General features: G+C 49.7%; 13 protein-coding genes and 2 pseudogenes. 7 read left to right on the top strand and 8 right to left on the bottom strand.

Features of this window, described 5'->3' with window-relative positions:
* Positions 1-527: 527 nt before the first annotated feature.
* The 4 genes and pseudogenes from RHM69_RS25480 (at position 528) to RHM69_RS25465 (ending at position 4,840) form a co-directional block, all read left to right on the top strand.
* Positions 528-1,434, top strand: a pseudogene (locus tag RHM69_RS25480) (cation diffusion facilitator family transporter).
* 486 nt (positions 1,435-1,920) lie between these two features.
* Positions 1,921-2,595 carry a heavy metal response regulator transcription factor gene (locus tag RHM69_RS25475; RefSeq protein WP_019818106.1) on the top strand — a complete coding sequence of 225 codons (675 nt, stop codon included), beginning with the start codon at positions 1,921-1,923 and terminating at the stop codon, positions 2,593-2,595.
* On the top strand, positions 2,592-4,007 hold the full coding sequence (locus RHM69_RS25470; protein ID WP_019818107.1) for a heavy metal sensor histidine kinase: 1,416 nt from the start codon (positions 2,592-2,594) through the stop codon (positions 4,005-4,007). Before RHM69_RS25475 ends, RHM69_RS25470 begins: the two co-directional genes overlap by 4 nt.
* 602 nt (positions 4,008-4,609) lie before the next feature.
* Complete coding sequence (locus tag RHM69_RS25465; protein ID WP_019818108.1) at positions 4,610-4,840, top strand: hypothetical protein; 231 nt, start codon at positions 4,610-4,612, stop codon at positions 4,838-4,840.
* A gap of 187 nt (positions 4,841-5,027) precedes the next feature.
* On the opposite strand, the gene RHM69_RS25460 is transcribed toward RHM69_RS25465, so the two are convergent.
* The 7 genes from RHM69_RS25460 to RHM69_RS25430 form a co-directional block, all read right to left on the bottom strand.
* Positions 5,028-6,467 (bottom strand): ArnT family glycosyltransferase, encoded by a 1,440-nt coding sequence (locus tag RHM69_RS25460; RefSeq protein WP_019818109.1) that lies wholly within the window; start codon positions 6,465-6,467, stop codon positions 5,028-5,030.
* Positions 6,461-7,444 (bottom strand): glycosyltransferase family 2 protein, encoded by a 984-nt coding sequence (locus tag RHM69_RS25455; RefSeq protein ID WP_024073373.1) that lies wholly within the window; start codon positions 7,442-7,444, stop codon positions 6,461-6,463. The genes RHM69_RS25460 and RHM69_RS25455 overlap by 7 nt, the downstream gene beginning before the upstream one ends.
* Positions 7,410-7,829 (bottom strand): GtrA family protein, encoded by a 420-nt coding sequence (locus tag RHM69_RS25450; protein WP_024073372.1) that lies wholly within the window; start codon positions 7,827-7,829, stop codon positions 7,410-7,412. The genes RHM69_RS25455 and RHM69_RS25450 overlap by 35 nt, the downstream gene beginning before the upstream one ends.
* Positions 7,830-8,618: 789 nt before the next feature.
* On the bottom strand, positions 8,619-8,945 hold the full coding sequence (locus tag RHM69_RS25445; protein WP_019818112.1) for a DUF2790 domain-containing protein: 327 nt from the start codon (positions 8,943-8,945) through the stop codon (positions 8,619-8,621).
* 149 nt (positions 8,946-9,094) lie between these two features.
* Complete coding sequence (locus RHM69_RS25440) at positions 9,095-12,247, bottom strand: CusA/CzcA family heavy metal efflux RND transporter (protein WP_024073371.1); 3,153 nt, start codon at positions 12,245-12,247, stop codon at positions 9,095-9,097.
* Between the two features lie 24 nt (positions 12,248-12,271).
* Positions 12,272-13,516 carry an efflux RND transporter periplasmic adaptor subunit gene (locus RHM69_RS25435; RefSeq protein WP_024073370.1) on the bottom strand — a complete coding sequence of 415 codons (1,245 nt, stop codon included), beginning with the start codon at positions 13,514-13,516 and terminating at the stop codon, positions 12,272-12,274.
* A 67-nt stretch (positions 13,517-13,583) separates the two neighbouring features.
* Positions 13,584-14,855, bottom strand: a complete 1,272-nt coding sequence (locus RHM69_RS25430; RefSeq protein WP_131672237.1) for a TolC family protein — start codon at positions 14,853-14,855, stop codon at positions 13,584-13,586.
* 392 nt (positions 14,856-15,247) lie between these two features.
* On the opposite strand from RHM69_RS25430, the gene RHM69_RS25425 reads away from it, so the two are divergent.
* Together RHM69_RS25425 and RHM69_RS25420 are read left to right on the top strand one after the other, a co-directional pair.
* Positions 15,248-16,591, top strand: coding sequence for an OprD family porin (locus RHM69_RS25425; protein ID WP_024073368.1), 1,344 nt, complete (start codon positions 15,248-15,250; stop codon positions 16,589-16,591).
* A 495-nt stretch (positions 16,592-17,086) separates the two neighbouring features.
* The gene (locus RHM69_RS25420; protein ID WP_019818115.1) at positions 17,087-17,761 is read left to right on the top strand and encodes a heavy metal response regulator transcription factor; all 675 of its coding nucleotides are present in this window, start codon (positions 17,087-17,089) and stop codon (positions 17,759-17,761) included.
* A gap of 761 nt (positions 17,762-18,522) precedes the next feature.
* Here RHM69_RS25420 and tnpC read toward each other — a convergent pair.
* Positions 18,523-19,367, bottom strand: a pseudogene (gene tnpC, locus RHM69_RS25415) (IS66 family transposase); the annotation flags it as partial.
* A gap of 233 nt (positions 19,368-19,600) precedes the next feature.
* On the opposite strand from tnpC, the gene RHM69_RS25410 reads away from it, so the two are divergent.
* Positions 19,601-19,882 carry a DUF411 domain-containing protein gene (locus RHM69_RS25410; RefSeq protein ID WP_181125140.1) on the top strand — a complete coding sequence of 94 codons (282 nt, stop codon included), beginning with the start codon at positions 19,601-19,603 and terminating at the stop codon, positions 19,880-19,882.
* The last annotated feature ends 124 nt before the right edge of the window (positions 19,883-20,006 follow it).

Below are 20,006 nucleotides of genomic sequence, written 5' to 3'. Positions count from 1 at the left end.
TCTCGAGCTCCGTATCGCCGAGCATCATTTCAAAACCCGCGGTTTCTTCCTTACGAGATAGTTCAGTGATTAAGGAATCAGAATTTGCGATGAAAATATTGACCGCGGCCGGCGTTAAAAAACTAGGTAATTATGTTACTCAGCAGCGTTGCGAGGAGTTTGAGGTAATTTCGTGTCTGTGCTTAGCGACACCGCTACGTAGCGTAAATTTTTAGCTAGCCGTATTATTTTTGACGACGGATAACGAGATAGCTACAGCAGAATTACAATTCTGACACAATCCCAGCGGAACCTTCTTTTTTTGAGCCGTGTCAAAGTAGGCTGTTGACTAGCACCGTATCGCCGGCTAGAGGAGACGCAGGTCTGCAAAAAATCGCATACCAACAACATACTTTCATCCTAAACTACAATTAGTTTAAATGAGTTTTATTAGCCGTTCTGAAAGGTAGGATCCATATTTGTGTTTTTGTTTGTAGCGATGAGAATCTAGATTGAAGCCAACCACTACATTAGGCAAGGAGAAGCATGTGGGATCCAATCACGCTCATGGCGGTGCCGCTCTACGTGAAGGACACCAGAAAAAACTACTCATGGCGCTTGCCCTGACTGGTATTTTTATGATTGCGGAGGTTATCGGAGCATGCGTTACCGGCAGCCTAGCCCTGCTGTCTGATGCATCACATATGCTCACAGATACTGCTGCTCTGGCAATTTCACTGATTGCTCTCCAAATAGCCAAGCGGCCAGCGGACCAGAAACGGACTTTTGGATATGCTCGCATAGAGATCCTAGCCTCAACGTTCAATGCCTTATTACTCTTTATGGTCGCTGCCTACATTTTGTACGAGGCGTATCAGCGCTTGCTAGTACCGTCGGAGATTGCTACCGGTGCGATGATGTGGATCGCAATTGGGGGTCTTTTTGTGAACCTGATATCGATGCGTCTGCTCTCCTCTGCCAGCAGTGAAAGTCTGAATCTCAAGGGAGCCTATCTTGAAGTCTGGAGCGACATGCTTGGTTCATTGGGCGTGATCATAGCGGCACTTGTCATCCGATTTACAGGTTGGAGCTGGGTCGATACGATTGTCGCCGTAGCAATCGGTATATGGGTGTTTCCACGTACTTGGCAGTTGTTGCGCGAAAGCTTGGGGGGTACTTATGGAAGGGGTACCCGACAATCTCAATATTGCGGAAATAGAGTCCCTGATACTTGGAGTAGATGGGGTCATGGAGGTCCATGATCTGCATGTTTGGGCTCTAAGTAGTGGCCGCAATATCCTGACGTCGCACGTAGTCGTGCGAGATTCATTAAATCGAGATGTTATTCTCGCATCAGTCATTGACGCGGTGAGTAAATCGTTCGAAATTCATCACTGCACGATTCAAATGGAGCAAGCAGCCTTTCATGATAATGCTCCGAAGCCTTCACACTAGTCGTTTTTTTGATGACGCTAATTGTTGTATTTGCAGGCAGAAGCCCTAAGAAAAATCGACTTAAGATGCGTTCCCCAAGACTATACGCGCTTTTAAATATGCATTACTGCCACCTCTAAATTTAACGACTAATCGAGTTGACCGGCGGCCAATATTAAAGGAGCCTTCAGGCAGATTCGCCTGCTACGCGCACTGAAGGCATCCGCCAGCTTTGGCCTTAAAAACCTTACCATTGACAGATTCTCGATTATTCCAAACAATCAATTTATCATAACTATCAATAATATTGCGCAAAAATTACAAATTTGCAAAGCTTACGCGCATTTAGCCAATTCGCGCTAGGATCAGTTATTATTGAGTTAATGTAATGCGCATGAAAATAAATAATGAAATTAAACACCAAGCACACAGCAGTACTACCAATCAGCGTATAACCACACTGGCGGCCGATTGGACTATTATTTTACTCACATCCTGAGATAAGTTATGCGCGTTCTAGTTGTGGAAGACGAAACCAAAAACGTAGAATACCTTCAGCAGGGCCTTTCTGAAAGCGGGTACATCGTAAATATAGCAAACAATGGTGTTGATGCCGCTCACTTATTCAATACTAATATTTATTCGTTTCTGCTTCTCGATGTGAACCTCCCTGACATCAATGGCTTGGACCTTTTGGAAGTCATTAGAGAAACCAGCCGGGTCCGCGTCATTATGCTGACTGCCTGGGGACGAACCAACGACAAGCTCAAGGGTTTGGACGGTGGCGCAGATGACTACCTCGTCAAGCCCTTCGAGTTTCCCGAGCTGCTTGCTCGCATGCGCTCGCTGCAAAGACGTGGCGACGAGCTTTTTGAGAAAAACGCGCTGAGAATTTCGGATGTAGAGCTCGACTCTGTGCGCCATCGGGTGTTCCGTGGATCTACACGCATAGACCTCAACACCAAGAAATTTGCTCTCCTGCACCTTCTCATTAGTCGAGCTGGCAAAGCACTTACACGCTCTCAGAGCATCTGGCTGATATGGGACATGAACTTTGACTGCGATAATAACGTTATTGACGTCTCTATCCGGCGATTACGCTCGAAGATCGATGATCCATTTGAGACCAAGCTCATACATAAACTTCGAGGCATAGGGTACGTTCTGGAGGAGCGCGCATGAGGCCGTTCAGTCTGGCTGTGAAGCTGGGATTCAAAGTCGGTTTGATGAGCGCAGCGCTGCTCCTCCTTTTCGCCACCTTTGGGTATGTGATGGTGAGCCAAGCTCTCGAGAGAAACTCCCGAATGGACCTCGAAGTGAAAATGGCGGGTATGACTCACAACCTATCCGCTATCACTAGTATCGCTGATGTCAATCCAGACGCGCACCAGCTAGTTGACTTGGTCATGGGGCACAATAATCTGTACGTCAGCATCTTTGAGTCAGGACAAACGCAAACTCCACTGCTCTCAATAGGTTCGAAGGCAGTCAACCTGGAAGTGCACAAGTTCAAGCCAACCGAGCAGGTTAAACAGCACGAGTGGCGTGACTCCACGGGTCGCCCGCTACTTAGCGCTTCGCGAGTAATGAATCTAGGCGATGGAACCGAAGTTAGTGTGTTCATGACCATGGACCAGTCAGCCAACCAAGCCCTGCTCGATGCATTGCTAACCTGGGCGCTGATGGTCTCGCCTCTTATTCTCTTGCTGATCTTGGCCATTGGATGGTGGACTGTGCGCAGAGGACTACTGCCTCTGACCAAGTTCTTGAGGATTGCCTCGAAAATTTCCACCGAGAGCCTTGATCATCGCCTACCAACGAAGGGGATGCCGGCAGAACTGAAGAAGCTCGGCGATGGAATCAATATCATGCTGATGCGTCTAGATGATGGGGTTCAGCAGCTATCGCAGTTCTCGGACGATCTTGCTCACGAACTGCGTGCACCTTTGTCCAATCTCATGGGTAAGGCTCAGGTTGCGCTGACCCGGGAAAGGTCTCTTCCTGAGTACCGAGAAGTCTTGGAGTCGTGCACGGAAGAGTTGGACCGCATGAGTCGAATGGTTTCCGACATGCTATTTCTAGCCCAGGTCAGCCACCCCGCGTCAATGGTAGAATTCGAAAATGTCTGTTTGCTCGACGAAATTCAGCGGGTCTGCGACCTCTTCAGCATTACGGCCGAAGAAGGCGAAATACAACTCCAGCTCACAGGAAATGGCGTGGTGCGTGGCAATCAGATAATGATTCAACGAGCCATCTCGAACCTTGTCTCGAACGCGATTCGCTACTGCCCAAGAGGCCGGACGGTTTACGTGAAAGTTCAACGCGGTGCTAACGGAACTACCTTGAGTGTTGGTAACCCGGGGCGCGGAATCGCCAAGGAACACCAGGTGCATTTGTTCGAGCGGTTCTACCGTGTAGACAAAAGCCGAGCACGAAATGAAGGTGGTACGGGTCTGGGCCTAGCTATAGTACAGTCAATTATGGGATTGCATCAGGGTTCTGCGAGCGTAGAAGTGACTGATCAGAATTTTACCTGGTTTCACCTCAACTTTCCCGACACCCAAATGAAGCAAACGCAAATGGGCGCAGCCTAGGTCCCGTATATGGAGGGGGCCGATTTTAGAAGAGCTCTCTTTTTTACTTGAAAGCTTTAATGCCTGAGGGCTGCCGTATTGTTTTGGTCTTTAGCTCGACGTCTAGAGGGGAAGGCAGCCCTACCCGAAAATATGGCGAGCAGCCACATATAACGCGACCTTATCGGCACGCCCCCCCCCCCGCCTTAAACTCTTTCACGCCCCTCTGAGTGAACCACAGACGGAGTCAAAAAAATTCGACAGCCAGTTTGACTAACCGCCAACGGCGCCGCATTTGAGATGCCAGCTAATCTAGCCGTTAGCTTCGATGCGTAAACAAAAATATCCAATCGCTGCTACACAGTCTTTAGATCGTTTATGGCTAGCTTCCACTAGTGGCAAAAAATCCAAAAACATCAATGGCTTAGATATCACATTAAAGGTTATGAAAGAAAAATAGCCTGCTTCGGAGCTTTCACAAACACAAAATTTATACCGTTTCACCAAACGCATAAATTACGAAATTGTAATGATTCCCTCACCCTGCTGTTAGCTTCAAAATCCTAAACTATCAAACCACAAAGGCTGCTAGTTAAGCAGACCTAGTAAACATCGAGGGCACAATGAAATTCATAAAACTCCTCTCTATTGGTATCGTACTGACTGGATTTATGAGTTCCGCTTTTGCTGAAGACGGTTTCGAGCGAACCAAAAATTTCAAAGATAACTTCCGAGCCGAGCAAGCTCGTCTATGGGGTCCTGATGTATCGGAGAAAAGTAAGCAGAAAATTGCTCAAGAAAAACAGAAAGAACCTAAGGGCATTAGCAGCAAGTCGACAACTAAGAGACAGTAAAAAACAATTAACACGATCAAAGCCATCGACAAAAAGCCAGATTAATATCTGGCTTTTTAGCAACCTCTCCCTAATTGTACTTATTAAATAATTTTTCAGCATCAAAGATAAATCCTGAGATGGATTATTCACTTTAAACTGAAAAGCAGCTAGAAATTTAAATACTCTCTTCGCCGGGCTCTTACTTTCAACGGGAGCCAGTAGCACTATCTCCTAGAATATTTTCACCATCCTGTGCAGTGTCCTTCCAGCGGCATAGAAGCAGTTGGCTCGCGTTCGTTTCAGTGATTATTTTGCAACCAACGTCTACAGGTAGATCAGAATCGCTGTCGCGCAAACGCCTGGAAAGGTAGAACGATCTGTCGCGAGGCCACTTGTCAGGATCTTTGATGCTTTTGGACATTCCCCGGCTATAAAACTCCGACGAATACGAGCGGCGGCCAGGATAAATCAGGGGGCCCGATTGAGACGACTGCACATCCAGCCAGGCCTGCACTAAATCTCGCTGGTTCTGAGGACGATCCTCAAGCACACCGTTATAGATAATACCGGCGCCCGCGACTGGCAGCATCAGAGCGCTCGCTGCAGCAGCCCAAGCAGTCTTTCTGCCCACTTCGCTGATACATTCGGCAAGGAGTAGCGTCCATGCAGGCAGAGCAGGAAGAAGATAGGTCCAGAGAATGTTACCAGAGAAAGTAAAGAAAACAGGTGTCGCCAATGCCCAAAGCCAAAGGTATACATCGAAGCGCTGCATCGTCCCACGCCTGCTAATAACGAGGGGTAGAAAGAAAGTCCAAGGAAGCAACGCTAAGCCAAGCTGAATCCATATGGTGCCGTAGGGCTTGGCGTGAGCACTCCCGTAGAGATCCCCGGCCCAATCACTTACAACATATCGGCTCCAGTGCTCGCCGACAAAAAAATACTCAAGGAAACCCGGCGTCTTCATTTCGGCTGCAATGTACCAAGGCACTGATATACCTAACATGAGAGCAATCCCCGTTACCCAAGGAAGCCTCAATACCCGATTCCATTGCTTGTAGATGACGATCCAAAAAAATGCTGGCGCGCCCATCAGTACCAAGGTCAGTGGCCCTTTAGCAAGCAGGCCCAAGCCGAGAGCTAAGAACATAAGGTAGGCATCCCCTTTGCCTGCGCACTTCATCCAACGCCAGAAACCATAGCTGGCCAACAGGATCGAGAACGATAAAACGGGGTCAGTCAGCACAACACCACTGGACACCAAGCCCAGCGCCGTGCCGGAAAAGATGATGGCTGCCCAAATGCCCGCCTTGCGCGATACCTCCTGTGTCGCGAGCCTGATGATGATGAAGCAGCTTGCCAAGTGGAGAAACCAGGCTGGGAATCGAGCAGCAAACTCATTGGTGCCGAATACCGTCATGCTCGCCGCTTGGGTCCAGAAAGACAGCGGTGGCTTGCCCCAAAATGGAACTCCGTAATCGAACATCGGAGTCACCCAGTCACTCAGTTCAACCATCTTGCGTGCCATTTCAGCGTAGCGTGCTTCAGAGGTATCCATCAGGGGATATACGCCCAGCCCCAGGAGACGCAAAAGCAGAATCGAACTCAGGATGAACCACAATGTTCGCTCGCTTTTCAAATTCAGCATTTCTTACCCTCGAGTGAGGAAGCCGGAGGATGAATAGTCATGGGTCGCGCTTCATTATTACTATTTAGAAAATAAAGGGGGCGGCGTTTGACCTCCGCGAGCGTTACGCCTACGTACTCGCCCACCAGTGCAACACCCACGCACATGAATGAAGCAATTCCGACAAGCAGGTGATGGATGTCAAAGGAGCCTGCTACCAGTACTGCGAGCAGGTAGCAGATGCTGGAGACAAAGAAACTGAAGCTAATGAGACTGAATATACGAAGCGGCTTGCGGGAGAAGCTGAGAATACTTTCGATGGCTAGGTCCAGCAGGCTAGCGGCGTTCCACTTGGTATTGCCGGCATGACGGGAAGTGCGATTGTAGGGTAACTCAATGGTGCGAAAGCCTACCCAGCCGATCAAACCCTTAAGAATTCTGGAGCGTTCGTCCAGCGCTCTTAAGGCGGCCAATGGAGCAGGACCAATCAGACGGAAGTCACTGACATCCACCGGAAGATCAACTTTCTCCACCAGGCGCTGCATGATCCAGTAATAGCTACGTGCACTCGTGCGTTTTAGCCAGGAGTCGCCAGTTCGCAAGTCGCGTTGCATGTTCACAACGTCGTAACCCATCTGCCAATGATATACCATACTCGAGATGAGTTCAGGTGGATCCTGAAGGTCGACATCAATGAAGATCAATGCGCTACCGCGTGCATGGTCGATCCCTGCACTTAACGCAGCCTCTTTTCCGAAGTTCCGACTTAGGAACAGGCATCGTACATTTGATCCATCTTGATAGTGTCGAAGTAGGTCTGCAGTTTGATCGCTACTACCATCGTCGACATAGAGAATCTCGCACGAAACAGGCAGGCGCTTTACAACTCTGGTGATGCGCTTGTGAAATTCCGGAATGGTTTGCTCTTCTTGAAAGCAAGGAACCACTATTGTTAACAAGGGGTCAGCGCGTTCGGAAAGCCGATGTGATGTCCGCATGATTGAATGTCCAGAAACGATGCGCAGTGAATCCGAGCGCAGTTAGGGTTAAAGTCACTAAAATCTGAGAGACAAGCGGTGAGAGATTGAATTTAATCAGAACCCACATACCTACACCATTACCGATATTAGTTGCCAACGAGACAAGTACAAACCTGATAGGTTGAAGCTTATAAATTCCCGTCGCCACGAAACTGAGCCTTCTATTACCAATATAGCTAATAATAGCGCCTATCACGCCTCCGCCAACGCTGGCTAACACTGGATCAGTAACTCCATTTACAATAAGCAGGAGAAATACAAAATAGTGCCCCCCGGTTGCTACGAATCCAATGCCTAGATAACGAATAAGCAAAGCTATGATCGACATGCTTGTATTTTCCATCTACAAAGACTAAACAACCCGAAGTGAAAAAAAAGTGAACTGCATGTAATTTCAGAACTAAATGATGCAGCACCTCGACAATAGCTGTGCCACCCAACAAACACCAAAAAACCCTAATAATAAACTGAACAAATAACTCTAGCATGATCCAGAGATTACAATTCTGATAAGAGCATATACATGATGGCACTTTAGATCTTGGACAATTAAGCACTTTCTCAAAACATGAAAACCAGTAACGACACCAATAATTACACCAATTAAGTATCAACTTACCAACCAGTGATCCATTTTCTCACGAGCGCCCATCAGTTTAAACAAGAAGCAACCTGCTAAACGTACGTGTCGTCGAGCTAAGCCCATATATTCAGTGTTTATTTTTGGTTGGGTAGCAAGCTAGTACGACCCAGAACTTGCTGCCACACCATCGACTTTCGTTTTTCGTTCAAAGCCTGAGGACTCACCTAAAGCAATTATCCGGAGTTAAGTCTTTAAGTAAGCCTAAGCCCCGAGCCAATTATAAACTTTCCAATAAACACCCTTATCAAGCCGCACTTCGACTGAGTCAGTGCTCATGCTTTGCCTGGATGTCACAGAAATCAGTTTTTTTCAAAATTCGCTGCTTCTGAGTGCAAATTCGCCGGCCTAAATTTTTTAGCTGGACTTGACTTACTTTTGGGGAGGGGGGCAAGGACTGACAATCTTTGGTTAAAACATGTCAAGGACCATAGAAAACGCCAGGCATCGCCTGGCGTTTTTCTATGGCCTCTAAAAATCCTATCGATGCATTCAATTTTTGTTGTTGACACATTGGGAAAACAAAGAATAACGAATCGTATTAAGCTCACCCCGCGAGTCTTCGTAGGTCATCAACCGTTGATACACCTCGCAAGTACGGGGATCCTGGGACTGACGCACAAATTTTGCAACATCAATCTTCATTCCATACTTGTAGTCCTGAATCTCTGGTATTGGCTTATTATTTTTCGCCGCATAGCTAGCCACGGCGTTCTGATGTTCCTGAATATATTGCAACTGCTTCTTTTCGGAAAACGTAGTAGCTTGTGAAACTATAGGCAAAACAGCTAGGGCTGCCGCAATGATAAGCTTTTTCATAAGGTCCTCTCAATATCAATCTTATTGGGAGTAACCTTATCAACTCACAGGCATCACCGGCATGACGGTAAACTTACAATTTTGAAAGGTGACAACAATATCCAGAATGAAAAGCCCACAACGTTGCTATGGGCTTCTGTTATGGGCTATCAGCTACCCGCTTCATCACCATCATCATCTTTGCGGTGTGCCCATTGATACAGAGCAGGAAGCACCAACAGAGTAAGCACGGTAGACGAAAGAATCCCGCCAATCACCACTGTCGCCAGTGGCCGCTGAACTTCAGCACCGGTACCTGTTGCGAGAGCCATCGGGATAAATCCGAGGGATGCGACTAGGGCTGTCATCAGAACGGGCCTTAACCGTGTCAACGCGCCTTCATCTACCGCTTGCCGGAGGGTACGTCCTTCCTCCCGCAGCCCGCGGATAAAAGAAATCATAACCAGGCCGTTTAGAACTGCCACACCGGACAGCGCAATGAAGCCAACTCCCGCCGAGATAGACAGCGGGATATCCCGCAACCACAGTGCAACTACACCGCCGGTGAGTGCGAATGGAATTCCGGTGAAGACCAGCATGCCATCCTTCAAGTTGTTGAACATCAGGAACAGCAGTGTCATGACCAGAAGCAATGCGACTGGAACAACGATCTGCAGACGCTTGGCTGCTGATTGCAACTGCTCAAACTGGCCACCCCAGGTAGTCCAGTAGCCTGCTGGGATCTGCACAGTAGCCAGCGACTTAGTCGCTTCTTCAACGAACGAGCCTAGGTCACGGCCTCGAACGTTTGCACTAACTACTACCAGCCGTTTCCCATTTTCGCGGCTGATCTGGTTCGGGCCCAACTGCAAGTCAAGATTAGCGACTTGGGACAGAGGAATGAACCCTATCTGATTAGCATCCTGAGCAACATTAGCAGGCACAGGAATCAGCAAGCTGGACATACCCGCTACGTCAGTGCGCACGGTCTCAGGCAGTCGCACCACCATATCGAACCGACGATCGCCCTCATACAATGTACCTGCCTGGCGGCCACCCACAGCAATAGCAATTGAGTTTTGCACATCCGCGATGTTCAAACCGTAGCGTGCTGCTTTTTCGCGGTCGATGTTGATGGTTAACACAGGAAGGCCGGAAGTCTGCTCAACCTTGACCTCCGATGAGCCCGGTACCGCTTTAAGCGATGCCGCGATTTTGTTGGCGGTGCTGTTGAGCGCGTCCATGTCATCGCCAAAAACTTTCACCGCAACGTCACTACGCACGCCCGAAATCAGCTCGTTGAAACGCAACTGGATCGGCTGGGACAACTCATAGTTGCTTCCCGGGACACCTGCTGCGGCTTTCTGCACCTCAGCGATCAGCTCATCACGAGGCTTATTGGGATTTGGCCACTGATCCTGAGGCTTAAGCATTATGTAGGCGTCAGAGGCGTTAGGCGGCATTGGATCAGATGCGATTTCTGCAGTACCCGAGCGTGCGAACATCCGCTCTACTTCTGGGACCTGCGCTATTACCGCTTTCTCCAGGCGCTGTTGCATCTCGACGGACTGAGTAAGGCTCGTTCCGGGCACTCGCATAGCCTGCATCGCAAAGTCGCCCTCACTAAGGCTGGGAATGAACTCGCTACCCATACGACTTGCAAGTATACCGCTAAGTACGACCAGAGCTACTGCAGCCGAGAACGCAATGTTCCGGTGCCCAAGAACCCATTGCAGTATCGGCTCATAGCGCTGTCGGGCGGTGCGCATTACCACGCCCTCCTCTTCCTTGACCTTGCCAGTGATGAACATGGCGATAGCAGCAGGAACAAAGGTTACGGAAAGAATCATTGCCCCCAGCAGCGCCATTACGACAGTGAATGCCATGGGGTGGAACATTTTTCCTTCGACGCCGGTTAGGGCGAAGATCGGCAGATACACTACCATGATGATCAACTGGCCAAATATCAGTGGCCGGCGAGCTTCACCTGCAGCGGCAAAGACTTCATGGAAGCGTTCTGCTTTGGTGAGTATGCGACCATGCTTGTGTTGCGCATGAGCCAGTCGGCGGATCGCGTTTTCTACTATAACCACGGCACCATCTACAATAATGCCAAAGTCGAGTGCTCCCAAACTCATTAGGTTTGCACTAACCTTGTTGTTGAACATACCTGTGAAGGTAAATAGCATGGACAGCGGGATCACCATTGCGGTGATCAGTGCTGCGCGGATGTTGCCGAGGAACAGGAAGAGAATAGCAATTACCAGAATCGCGCCTTCCACCAAGTTCTTCTTCACCGTCGCAATGGCTTTTTCAACCAAGTTGGTACGGTCATAAACGGTCACAGCAACCACGCCCTTCGGCAGGGTGCGGTTGATGTCGGTCAATTTGGTGGCCACAGCTTGGGACACTGTACGACTATTTTCACCAATCAGCATAAATACGGTACCGAGTACTACTTCGCGACCATTCTCAGTAGCAGCCCCCGTTCGCAGTTCTTTACCGATGCTGACTTCAGCAACGTTGCTGATGCGAATCGGCGTGCCATCTACACTGGTAATTACGATGTTGGCAATATCTTCGATATTGCTTACCTGACCCGGCGCACGAATGAGCAACTGCTCACCATTACGCTCGATGTAACCGGCGCCCACGTTGGCGTTGTTGCTTTCCAATGCAACTACCAGGTCATTAAGTGTCAGCTTGTAGGTAGCCAACCGCTTCGGGTCCGGCGCAATCAGAAACTGCTTGGCGAAGCCACCGATGGTGTTGATCTCGGCAACACCAGGGACGTTGCGCAGCTGCGGCTTGATAATCCAATCCTGGATCACTCGCAGGTCGGTGGGAGTGTAAGGAGTACCATCTTCTTTGAGTGCGCCATCTTCCGCTTCAACGGTCCACAGGAAGATTTCACCAAGCCCGGTGGATACAGGCCCCATGACGGCCTCGACCCCATCTGGCAACTGTTCCTTTGCAACCTGCAAACGCTCGTTAATGAGTTGGCGGGCAAAAAAGATGTCAGTACCGTCTTTGAAGATCACGGTGACCTGTGACAAGCCGGAGCGAGATAGGGATCGGGTTTGCTGAAGGCCCGGAAGACCGGCCATGGCCGTTTCAACTGGAAACGTGATCCGCTGTTCGGTTTCCAACGGCGAGTAACCAGGGGCGCCAGTGTTAATCTGCACCTGGACGTTTGTGATATCAGGCACCGCATCAATGGGCAGTTTTTGGTAGCTGTAGATACCTATACCGGCCATGATTAGAACTGCGATCATTACTACGATGCGCTGCTCAATGGCGAATCTGATGATACGTTCAAACATAAGAAATCATCCTGTAAATTCGCATCAGTGGCCATGCTCGGCAGACGCTTTGCCAAGCTCAGACTTGAGCGTGAAGCTGCCACTGGTTGCCACTTGGGCACCCGATTGGAGGCCTTCGGTTATTTCCACATAGCCACCGGCACGGCGACCTAGAGTTACCCTGCGAGTGTCGAAGCCCTCAGTGGTCCTCACGAAAACTGCAGTTTTTTCCTCGACGGTCTGCACCGCTGACTCTGGAACAGCTACAGCAACTTGATCAGTTTGTGACGTGACTGCGATGCTCACGAACAGCCCCGGTCGCCAGGCCCCATTGGGATTGGTCAGAGTGACACGGACGGGCGCTGCACGATTCTGCTCGCCCAAAAGGCTGCCTACGTAACCCACCTTGCCCTCGACCTCAGCCTTCATGTCAGGAGAAGAAACCTTTACCGAGCGGCCAGTCACGACCTTTCCGAGATCGCCAGGAGGAACCGCGAAAGTTGCCCACACCTGATTAAGATCGGACAGGATGAAAGCATTGGTTGCCTCGCTGACCACCTCACCGACGGTCAGGTGCTTTTCCACTACAACTGCGTCGAAAGGCGCACGCAGTTCATAGCGGTTACCGCCTGCAGAATTGACCGAAGCGCCGATTGCTCCGACCTTTTGCTTAGCGTTGGCCAGTGATATTTCAGCTTCTTGCAAAGCTTGTCGCGCCTGAAGGTAATCTTGCTCGGCGGAGATTTTGTCCTGCCACAACTGCTTCTCGCGGTCAAAAGTCAAGCGTGCCAACTCAACACGTCGCTGTGCAGCTTGTTGCTCACTGCGCATATCCGAGATCTGTTGACTGGCAATCACCGCAAGGACTTGGCCCTTCTTGACCGACTCGCCCAGGTTCGCCTGAACGCTTTCAACAACTCCAGGAACGCGAGGTACCACATGTGCGGTGTGGTCCTCATCAAACCGTATTTCGCCAGGAAAAGTCACAATAGTGCTAATCTCACGGGGAGCAGCTGCTTCCAGAACGACGCCCGCAGCCTCAATCTGCTCGGCGCTAAGCGTCATCTTGCCCTCTTCCTCATTGGCATTTTCGCTGTGGCCTTCCTCACCGTGACCTTCATCCCCCCCGTCTTTAGCAGGTGCTACAGCAGTTCTCTCATGGCCATCTTCAGTGCCATGTTCGGCCTTACTGACTGGAGGCTGCTCGGAACTGGAGTTCCAGGCGAAACTGCCAAATCCGAGGACTGCCACAGCGATTACCGCGAGCGCGATCTTGCGTTTGTTATCCATTGCTACTCCTGCTGATCTTAGGTACCGGCTTATTCAAAGACGCATACAAGGAAAATGCCTGGCCTGTTCAGCGCGTATTGGCAGTCAAGCCGACGTCGCCATACACCCTTTCCACTTGAGCACGCGCATTGGTCGCAGCCGCCAAAGAGTCGAGGTACTGGCCACGAGCAACTATCAAGGTGCGCTGAGCATCCAGCACTTCGATGAAACCGAATTTGCCCATCTCAAATCCACGAGTTGCGGTATCCACGGCCTGTTGAGCTGAAGGCAGGATCGTCTTGTCATAGGACTCGACCTCCTGCATGGCGGTAGCCCACTGATTCACTGCGGTTTGAGTTTCGGAACGTAGCCTGAGCTCAACAGCGTTTCGCTGGTCTCGGGCCTGATCTGCGCGGCGAGAAGCGGAAAGAATGTTGCCCTGATTGCGATCAAACAGCGGTAAAGGCATCGACAGCCCCACGACATTGACCCTCTCGCGAATAGAGCGGTCGTATTGGCTACCAACACTCACGGTGAGATTCGGGATGCGCTGCGCCTTTTCCGCGCCTAGTGAGGCATCGCTCTTATCTATTTGAGCAAGCGCTTGACGCATATCTGCGGTTTGATCGAGCTTCGCCAGTAATTCTGTAGCTTGCGGCGGCTTGCCGGGAGATAGGTCTGGCGAGTCAAGACGATCAAATGCAGTGACCGAACTGCCTATTAACTGGGCCAATTGCTGGTAAGCCGTTGACTTCAAGGTTTCAGCGCGCCTTACCTGTAACTTGGCTTCAGCCAGTTGCACCTGAGCGCGCGTGGCTTCCACCGGCGAGGACTTACCGGCACGCACCCGTCCATCGACGATGCGCAGACCGCGTTCGGTGAGCTCCAATGATTGTTTTGCCAGATTCAAGCCGGTCTGAGCTCTCAAAGCAGCGTAGTAAGATTGAACAACATCTGCACGAAGGCTATTGACTCGACGGTCCAGCTCTAACTGCGCGACGCTTTGACCGTAGGTTGCAACCTCGACACGAGCACGTCGCTTGCCACCCAACTCTAACGGCTGACTAAGCGCGACAGTCGTCGTGCTGGTATTACGACGGGTGTCTTCTACTTGATAAGAAATTTCAGGATTGGGGATGAGTCCAGCCTGCTTGCGCACTCCTTCAGAGATTCCGATCTCTTGACGTGCTGCTGCAAGATCGGGGTTAGCGTCTATTGCCGTCGAAAGCGCTTCAGCCAGACTGAGACTCTGGGCAAATGCGGCAGGCACCCACAATCCAGACAAGACCATACAGAACACAAAGACTTTCAAAGGAAAGATGGGGGTTTTAGATAAAGCAATGTGATTATACCAGGGCACTTTGATAGTCCTCATGCACAAACTTTGATAAAGCTTGGCGAGAACGCCTAAACAGCTGCCAAGCTCCTCTGGATCAGGTGATGGCACTCTAATCAGCGATCACTATCAGAGGGGTGGCTATAAAATTACAATTTCGTTAGAAACCCTGGGGGGATAGTCGAAATAGAAAGCTTTCAGGCGAAACGCAGGGATTTAGTGAAAAAGATTCTGGAAGCCCTGCAACGGTGGAAATACCTGATAACAGAATTGTAATCACCCCGCCACCGACTCGTTATCTTTGATCTGCAAATATGACCCAGGCGCTATTCTAAGTGCTCCACCGGGCCAAAACAACAGACTATACCCGCGTAGGTAAATCATAATAAAAACTGCCGTAATCAAAGGAGCATCGCATGAGACACAAAGTAACTTTGTATTTGGCTGCGGTTTCAGCTTTTTCTGGAAGCTATGCCCTCACGGCACAAGCGGAAGGTAAACCAGAAGGTTTTATTGAAGGTAGCAGCCTTACTGTTCTAAACCGCAACTTCTATTTCAATCGTGATAATCGTGATGCATCTGCGCCGACTTTCAACAGCGGCAAAGGCAATACCAACGGTTATTCCGAAGCTTGGGCACATGCGATAATCACTAAATTCAACTCTGGTTTTACGCAGGGCACTGTGGGCTTTGGTATAGATGCGTTTGCAATGATTGGCATCAAGCTTGATACTGGTGGCGGGCGCAACGGTGGCCGTAGCAGCTTTGACGTGCTGCCTGTTAACGGTGACGGCGAAGCACGTGATGAATACACTAAGGTGGGTGGAGCAGCGAAGTTTCGGCTGTTTGATACTGTCGTAAAGGTTGGAGATGTTTTCCCCGCAACACCCGTCGTGGCATCGGGAGATTCTCGCTTACTCCCTGAAAGTTTCCGCGGCGTGACGGTCGAAAATAGTAGCATTCAAGGCCTAACCTTGCAGGGTGGTCGACTGCATGCGATGAGCCAGCCTGGTTCCAGCAACTTGAACGATAACTTTGCCACATTTTATGCCGGCCCGGTCAACTCGCCTTGGATTGGGTACGGCGGCGGTGATTACCAAGTCAACGACAACATCACGGTGAGCCTTTACGCCAGCCAATTGAAGGATGTTTGGAATCAATACTATGCCGGTAGCAGCCTCACTTACCCACTCAGCGATGATTTGACGCTTATCGGCGGATTCAACTACTACAAAGCTGTAGATGAAGGCAAGAAGCGCCTGGGCGAATTCGACAACAATATATGGAGCGCCAAGCTCGGCGTCCGGTACGGTGCGCATACTCTTGCACTGTCTCATCAGCGAAACAATGGCGATGACGACTTCGACTACCTTCGTCAATCAGACTCAATCTTCGTTGACAACTCAATACAGTACAGCGACTTCAACTCACCGAAGGAACGCTCTTGGATGCTGCGCTACGACTTGAACATGACCAGCTACGGTATTCCGGGGCTATCGTTCATGACTCGTTATGCCAGAGGTTCTGGTGCAGACTATTCGAACGCCAATCAATTCTATATGCGCACTGATGGTAACGGCGATCCGCTCACGAATCAAAAACGTTGGGAGCGTGATATTGAAGTCAAATACGTCGTACAAACAGGTGCGGCGAAAGATCTTTCCTTGCGATTACGTCAAGCAAATACTCGTGCCACTGCATTCGAATCGGACTTGGATGAAGTACGCCTGATCGTTGAATATCCACTTTCGATACTGTGAGCCCTAAACAAGATCGATTTATTCATGTGACTCGCCTAAAACAAAAATAGCGAGCTTAAAGAATTCACCTTGAGTTGCTTAAATGCTCCTTTGGTAAAAGGTGAATATTTTGCGCCCCCCTGGGGCGCTTTTTTTTACCTAAAATTCGAGTAAATCTTCGAGTACGCGCACCGCGTCCCGATGGAGTTCATGACTGCACCAGTGACCGCCTTCTTCAGCATGAGAAAAATCGCCCTCATCTGCACGGAATAAAATGGCCATAATAAAAAAAACAACCCAACATTTCATAAGGTCAATTCAGCAGTAGAGAAATAACCCGCAACTGGTTGGTCCGAGCCACGATATAATATATCGCGATGTTATCAAGTGTATTGCTCACTGATTACAAGTACGTTATTTAGCCCCCACCCAAGTGGTTTTGAATTATCATTCCTGCCAATGATGACAGCGCATTCGCGTAGTTAAAACAGCTCAGTCATATCGAGACAAAATCCAATGCGAATTCTGGTAATTGAGGACGAAGTAAAAACTGCCGAATATGTGCGCCAAGGCCTTACGGAGAGCGGTTATATCGTGGATTGCGTACATACCGGATACGACGGGCTTTTTCTGGCCAAACAACATATGTACGAGTTAATCATCCTAGATATCAACCTGCCGGAGATGGATGGGTGGCAGGTACTTGAATTGTTGCGAAGAAACAATTGTCTTTGTAGAATTATGATGCTTACTGCTCGAAGTCGCTTGGTTGATAAAATCAGAGGACTAGAGAATGGTGCAGATGATTACCTAATTAAGCCTTTTGAATTCCCGGAACTGCTTGCTCGAGTTCGCGCACTGATGCGCAGGTCTGATAATCCAGCATCTGTTGAGATCATTCGCGTAGCCGATCTGGAGCTGGATCAAAGCCGTCATAGGGCGTTTAGAGACGGTCAGCGTATCGACTTAACAACGAAGGAATTCGCACTTCTGCACTATTTAATGAGAAATACGGGAATTGTCCTGAGTCGTACACAGATCATATCTCAGGTATGGGACATGAATTTCGACTGCGATACAAATGTTGTAGAAGTTTCAATTAGAAGATTAAGAGCCAAGATGGATGATCCTTTTGAAAACAAACTGATACATACACTCAGAGGCGTAGGATATGTTCTAGAAAAACGCTAGCGTGCTGTTCTTGAAGCAATCACATACGCTCCTGTGATTTCGCCGACTCACGGGCACTTCAGGTTTCATCCAAGTTTGTCTTTCACTTGGCGCTTCTGGCCTACCGCGTCGGATATACATTTCGGCGCGCAAAAAACTTGCTAATCGAAGCTTTCAACTCGCCTACCGGTCCAAAACCGTGGTGCGAAAAAACACCATACCCCCCCGAAACAGCGCTCGATAATGCTTATCCACAAGCTGGATTTCAGTGTCCAATGTATGTGGAAGCGTTCAGACCCGCTTTCACTTTAGGTATTTGTGAGTAACGTAGTTGCCGATGATAAAGTGTAGTTCAAGGAACGTGGATTTTTATCAGTTGATACTCTCATAATCTGGTGAGACGAACTACGTGACGGTGCCACGGCGCACATATCCATGTAGTTGCGTGTGGATATGATAAATCTACCGGGGCATGAAGCCTAAGCATGCCATGGAGTGGACAATACGGTCGTGACTTAAAGGTCGCATACTCTATGATCTCTGAAGGCGAGCAAGTGAATCACTCCGGCTCTCTAGATACCTTGCAAGCTCATTGCATAACGCTTTTAAACTCTACAGTGAAAGCTACATATTGAAACGATTACGGCGTTTTGCGTTGATGGTTGACGATATTCGACACCTCCCCTTGCCGTCGGGTTAAGCCGTCACACTTGCTCAATCGTCAGAACTTTTGCATTAGCTTGAGTATCGCCATAAGCGTCCGGGCATCACGCCTTGCGTGATTAAAAAGATTGCGGCAGCAACTGATCGATTTCACTCGCCCGCTGCGTCGGCAGCCGCGTGAGAGCATCCTTCAGATATGCATACGGATCATGACCATTCAGGCGCGCAGACTGGATCAGACTCATGATCGCTGCCGCACGTTTTCCGCTGCGTAAGGCCCCTGCAAAGAGCCAGTTCTTGCGCCCAAGGCCCTATGATCGGATCTGGTTCTCTGCCCAGTTATTGTCTATGGGTACAGCCCCGTCATCGAGGTAGCGCGACAGCGCTGCCCAGCGTTCGAGACTGTAATCGAGTGCTCTGCTGATGGCTGAGACTTCAGGCACGAGGTCACGCTAGGCAATCAACCTGGCGTGCAGCATATTCATCACCCGTACAGCTTTTTCTTGCCGTATTCGGAGTCGTAAATCCGGCCCCAGATCGCGACTTCGCTTTCAATTTCGTACAACAACTGGATATAACGCAGAGCTTGCTCCGCAAGCGTGCTTTTATTCTTAGCGTGCAGCTCAAAGAAATTACGTTGCGCATGAGCCATTCACCCGATCTCGGTCACGTCTAGTTCGAAGCTGGCTTTGTAACCGACACAATCATCGCAGACCAGCTTGTCCTTCCAGTCATTCAGGAAGTTGCGAGCGTGTTCTCCGGCGCGGCTAGGGCTGAAGTCGTGAACCACCGCTGCCGCGTCCGAGAACTGGCTGGTGGCATAGGACCAAATATAAGAACTGTGGGTTTTCTTAGTTCCCGGCATGAGCATTTGCACAGGTGTCTCATCGGCTTGAATAATCTGCTGCCCGAGAACCACGTCGCGCAGCGCATCAACCAGCGGCTGGAACTGAACCCCAGTCACGGCCATCTGGCCACCGTCGGTGAGGCTATGCACGCTAACTCCTCCTCTCTTTCTCTTCGTTAAGTAGCATCAGCCATGAATTCATTCAAAAAGACCGTTCAAGTCATTGCACTCGTTGCAACGCTAAATGCAGCCTCATTGTTACAGGCAGCGTAATCAATTGCCGTCTACAAAGCCCCTAACTGTGGCTGCTGGACCAGGTGGATCGCTTATCTGAAGGAGTGGTCGACTATATGGAAAACAACATTAGCGATATGAACGAGAAGCTCGGCGTACCCGTAAATCTGGCGTCGTGCCACACGGGAGTTGTAAGTGGGAAATTCGTCGAAGGCCATGTTCCGGTCACACAAATTGCTGAACTAAGTCGACGAGCCAATCTGGACGGAATAGCTGCCTTCGGTATGCCCGTGGGATCGCTCGGAATGGAGTCAGGTGACCGACGCAGCGCCTACCCGGTAATTGGGATGAGCAAGTCAAGGGGAGAGACGGTTTTACAGGATTTTCGGGCCCGCTAGTGGCTGAGGAACCGCTCTACTAAACTGGTTGAATACCGGATACCGGGTTTCGAAAAAGCTACAGCCGGCTGATCAAATCTTCCGGCTGGAGTCTGATTAGCGGATCGCTGTATCCAAGCAAATA

This window comes from Pseudomonas sp. CCI1.1 (assembly GCF_034348165.1).
GTDB lineage: Bacteria > Pseudomonadota > Gammaproteobacteria > Pseudomonadales > Pseudomonadaceae > Aquipseudomonas > Aquipseudomonas paracarnis.
This window is presented reverse-complemented; position numbering and strand designations above follow the sequence as displayed.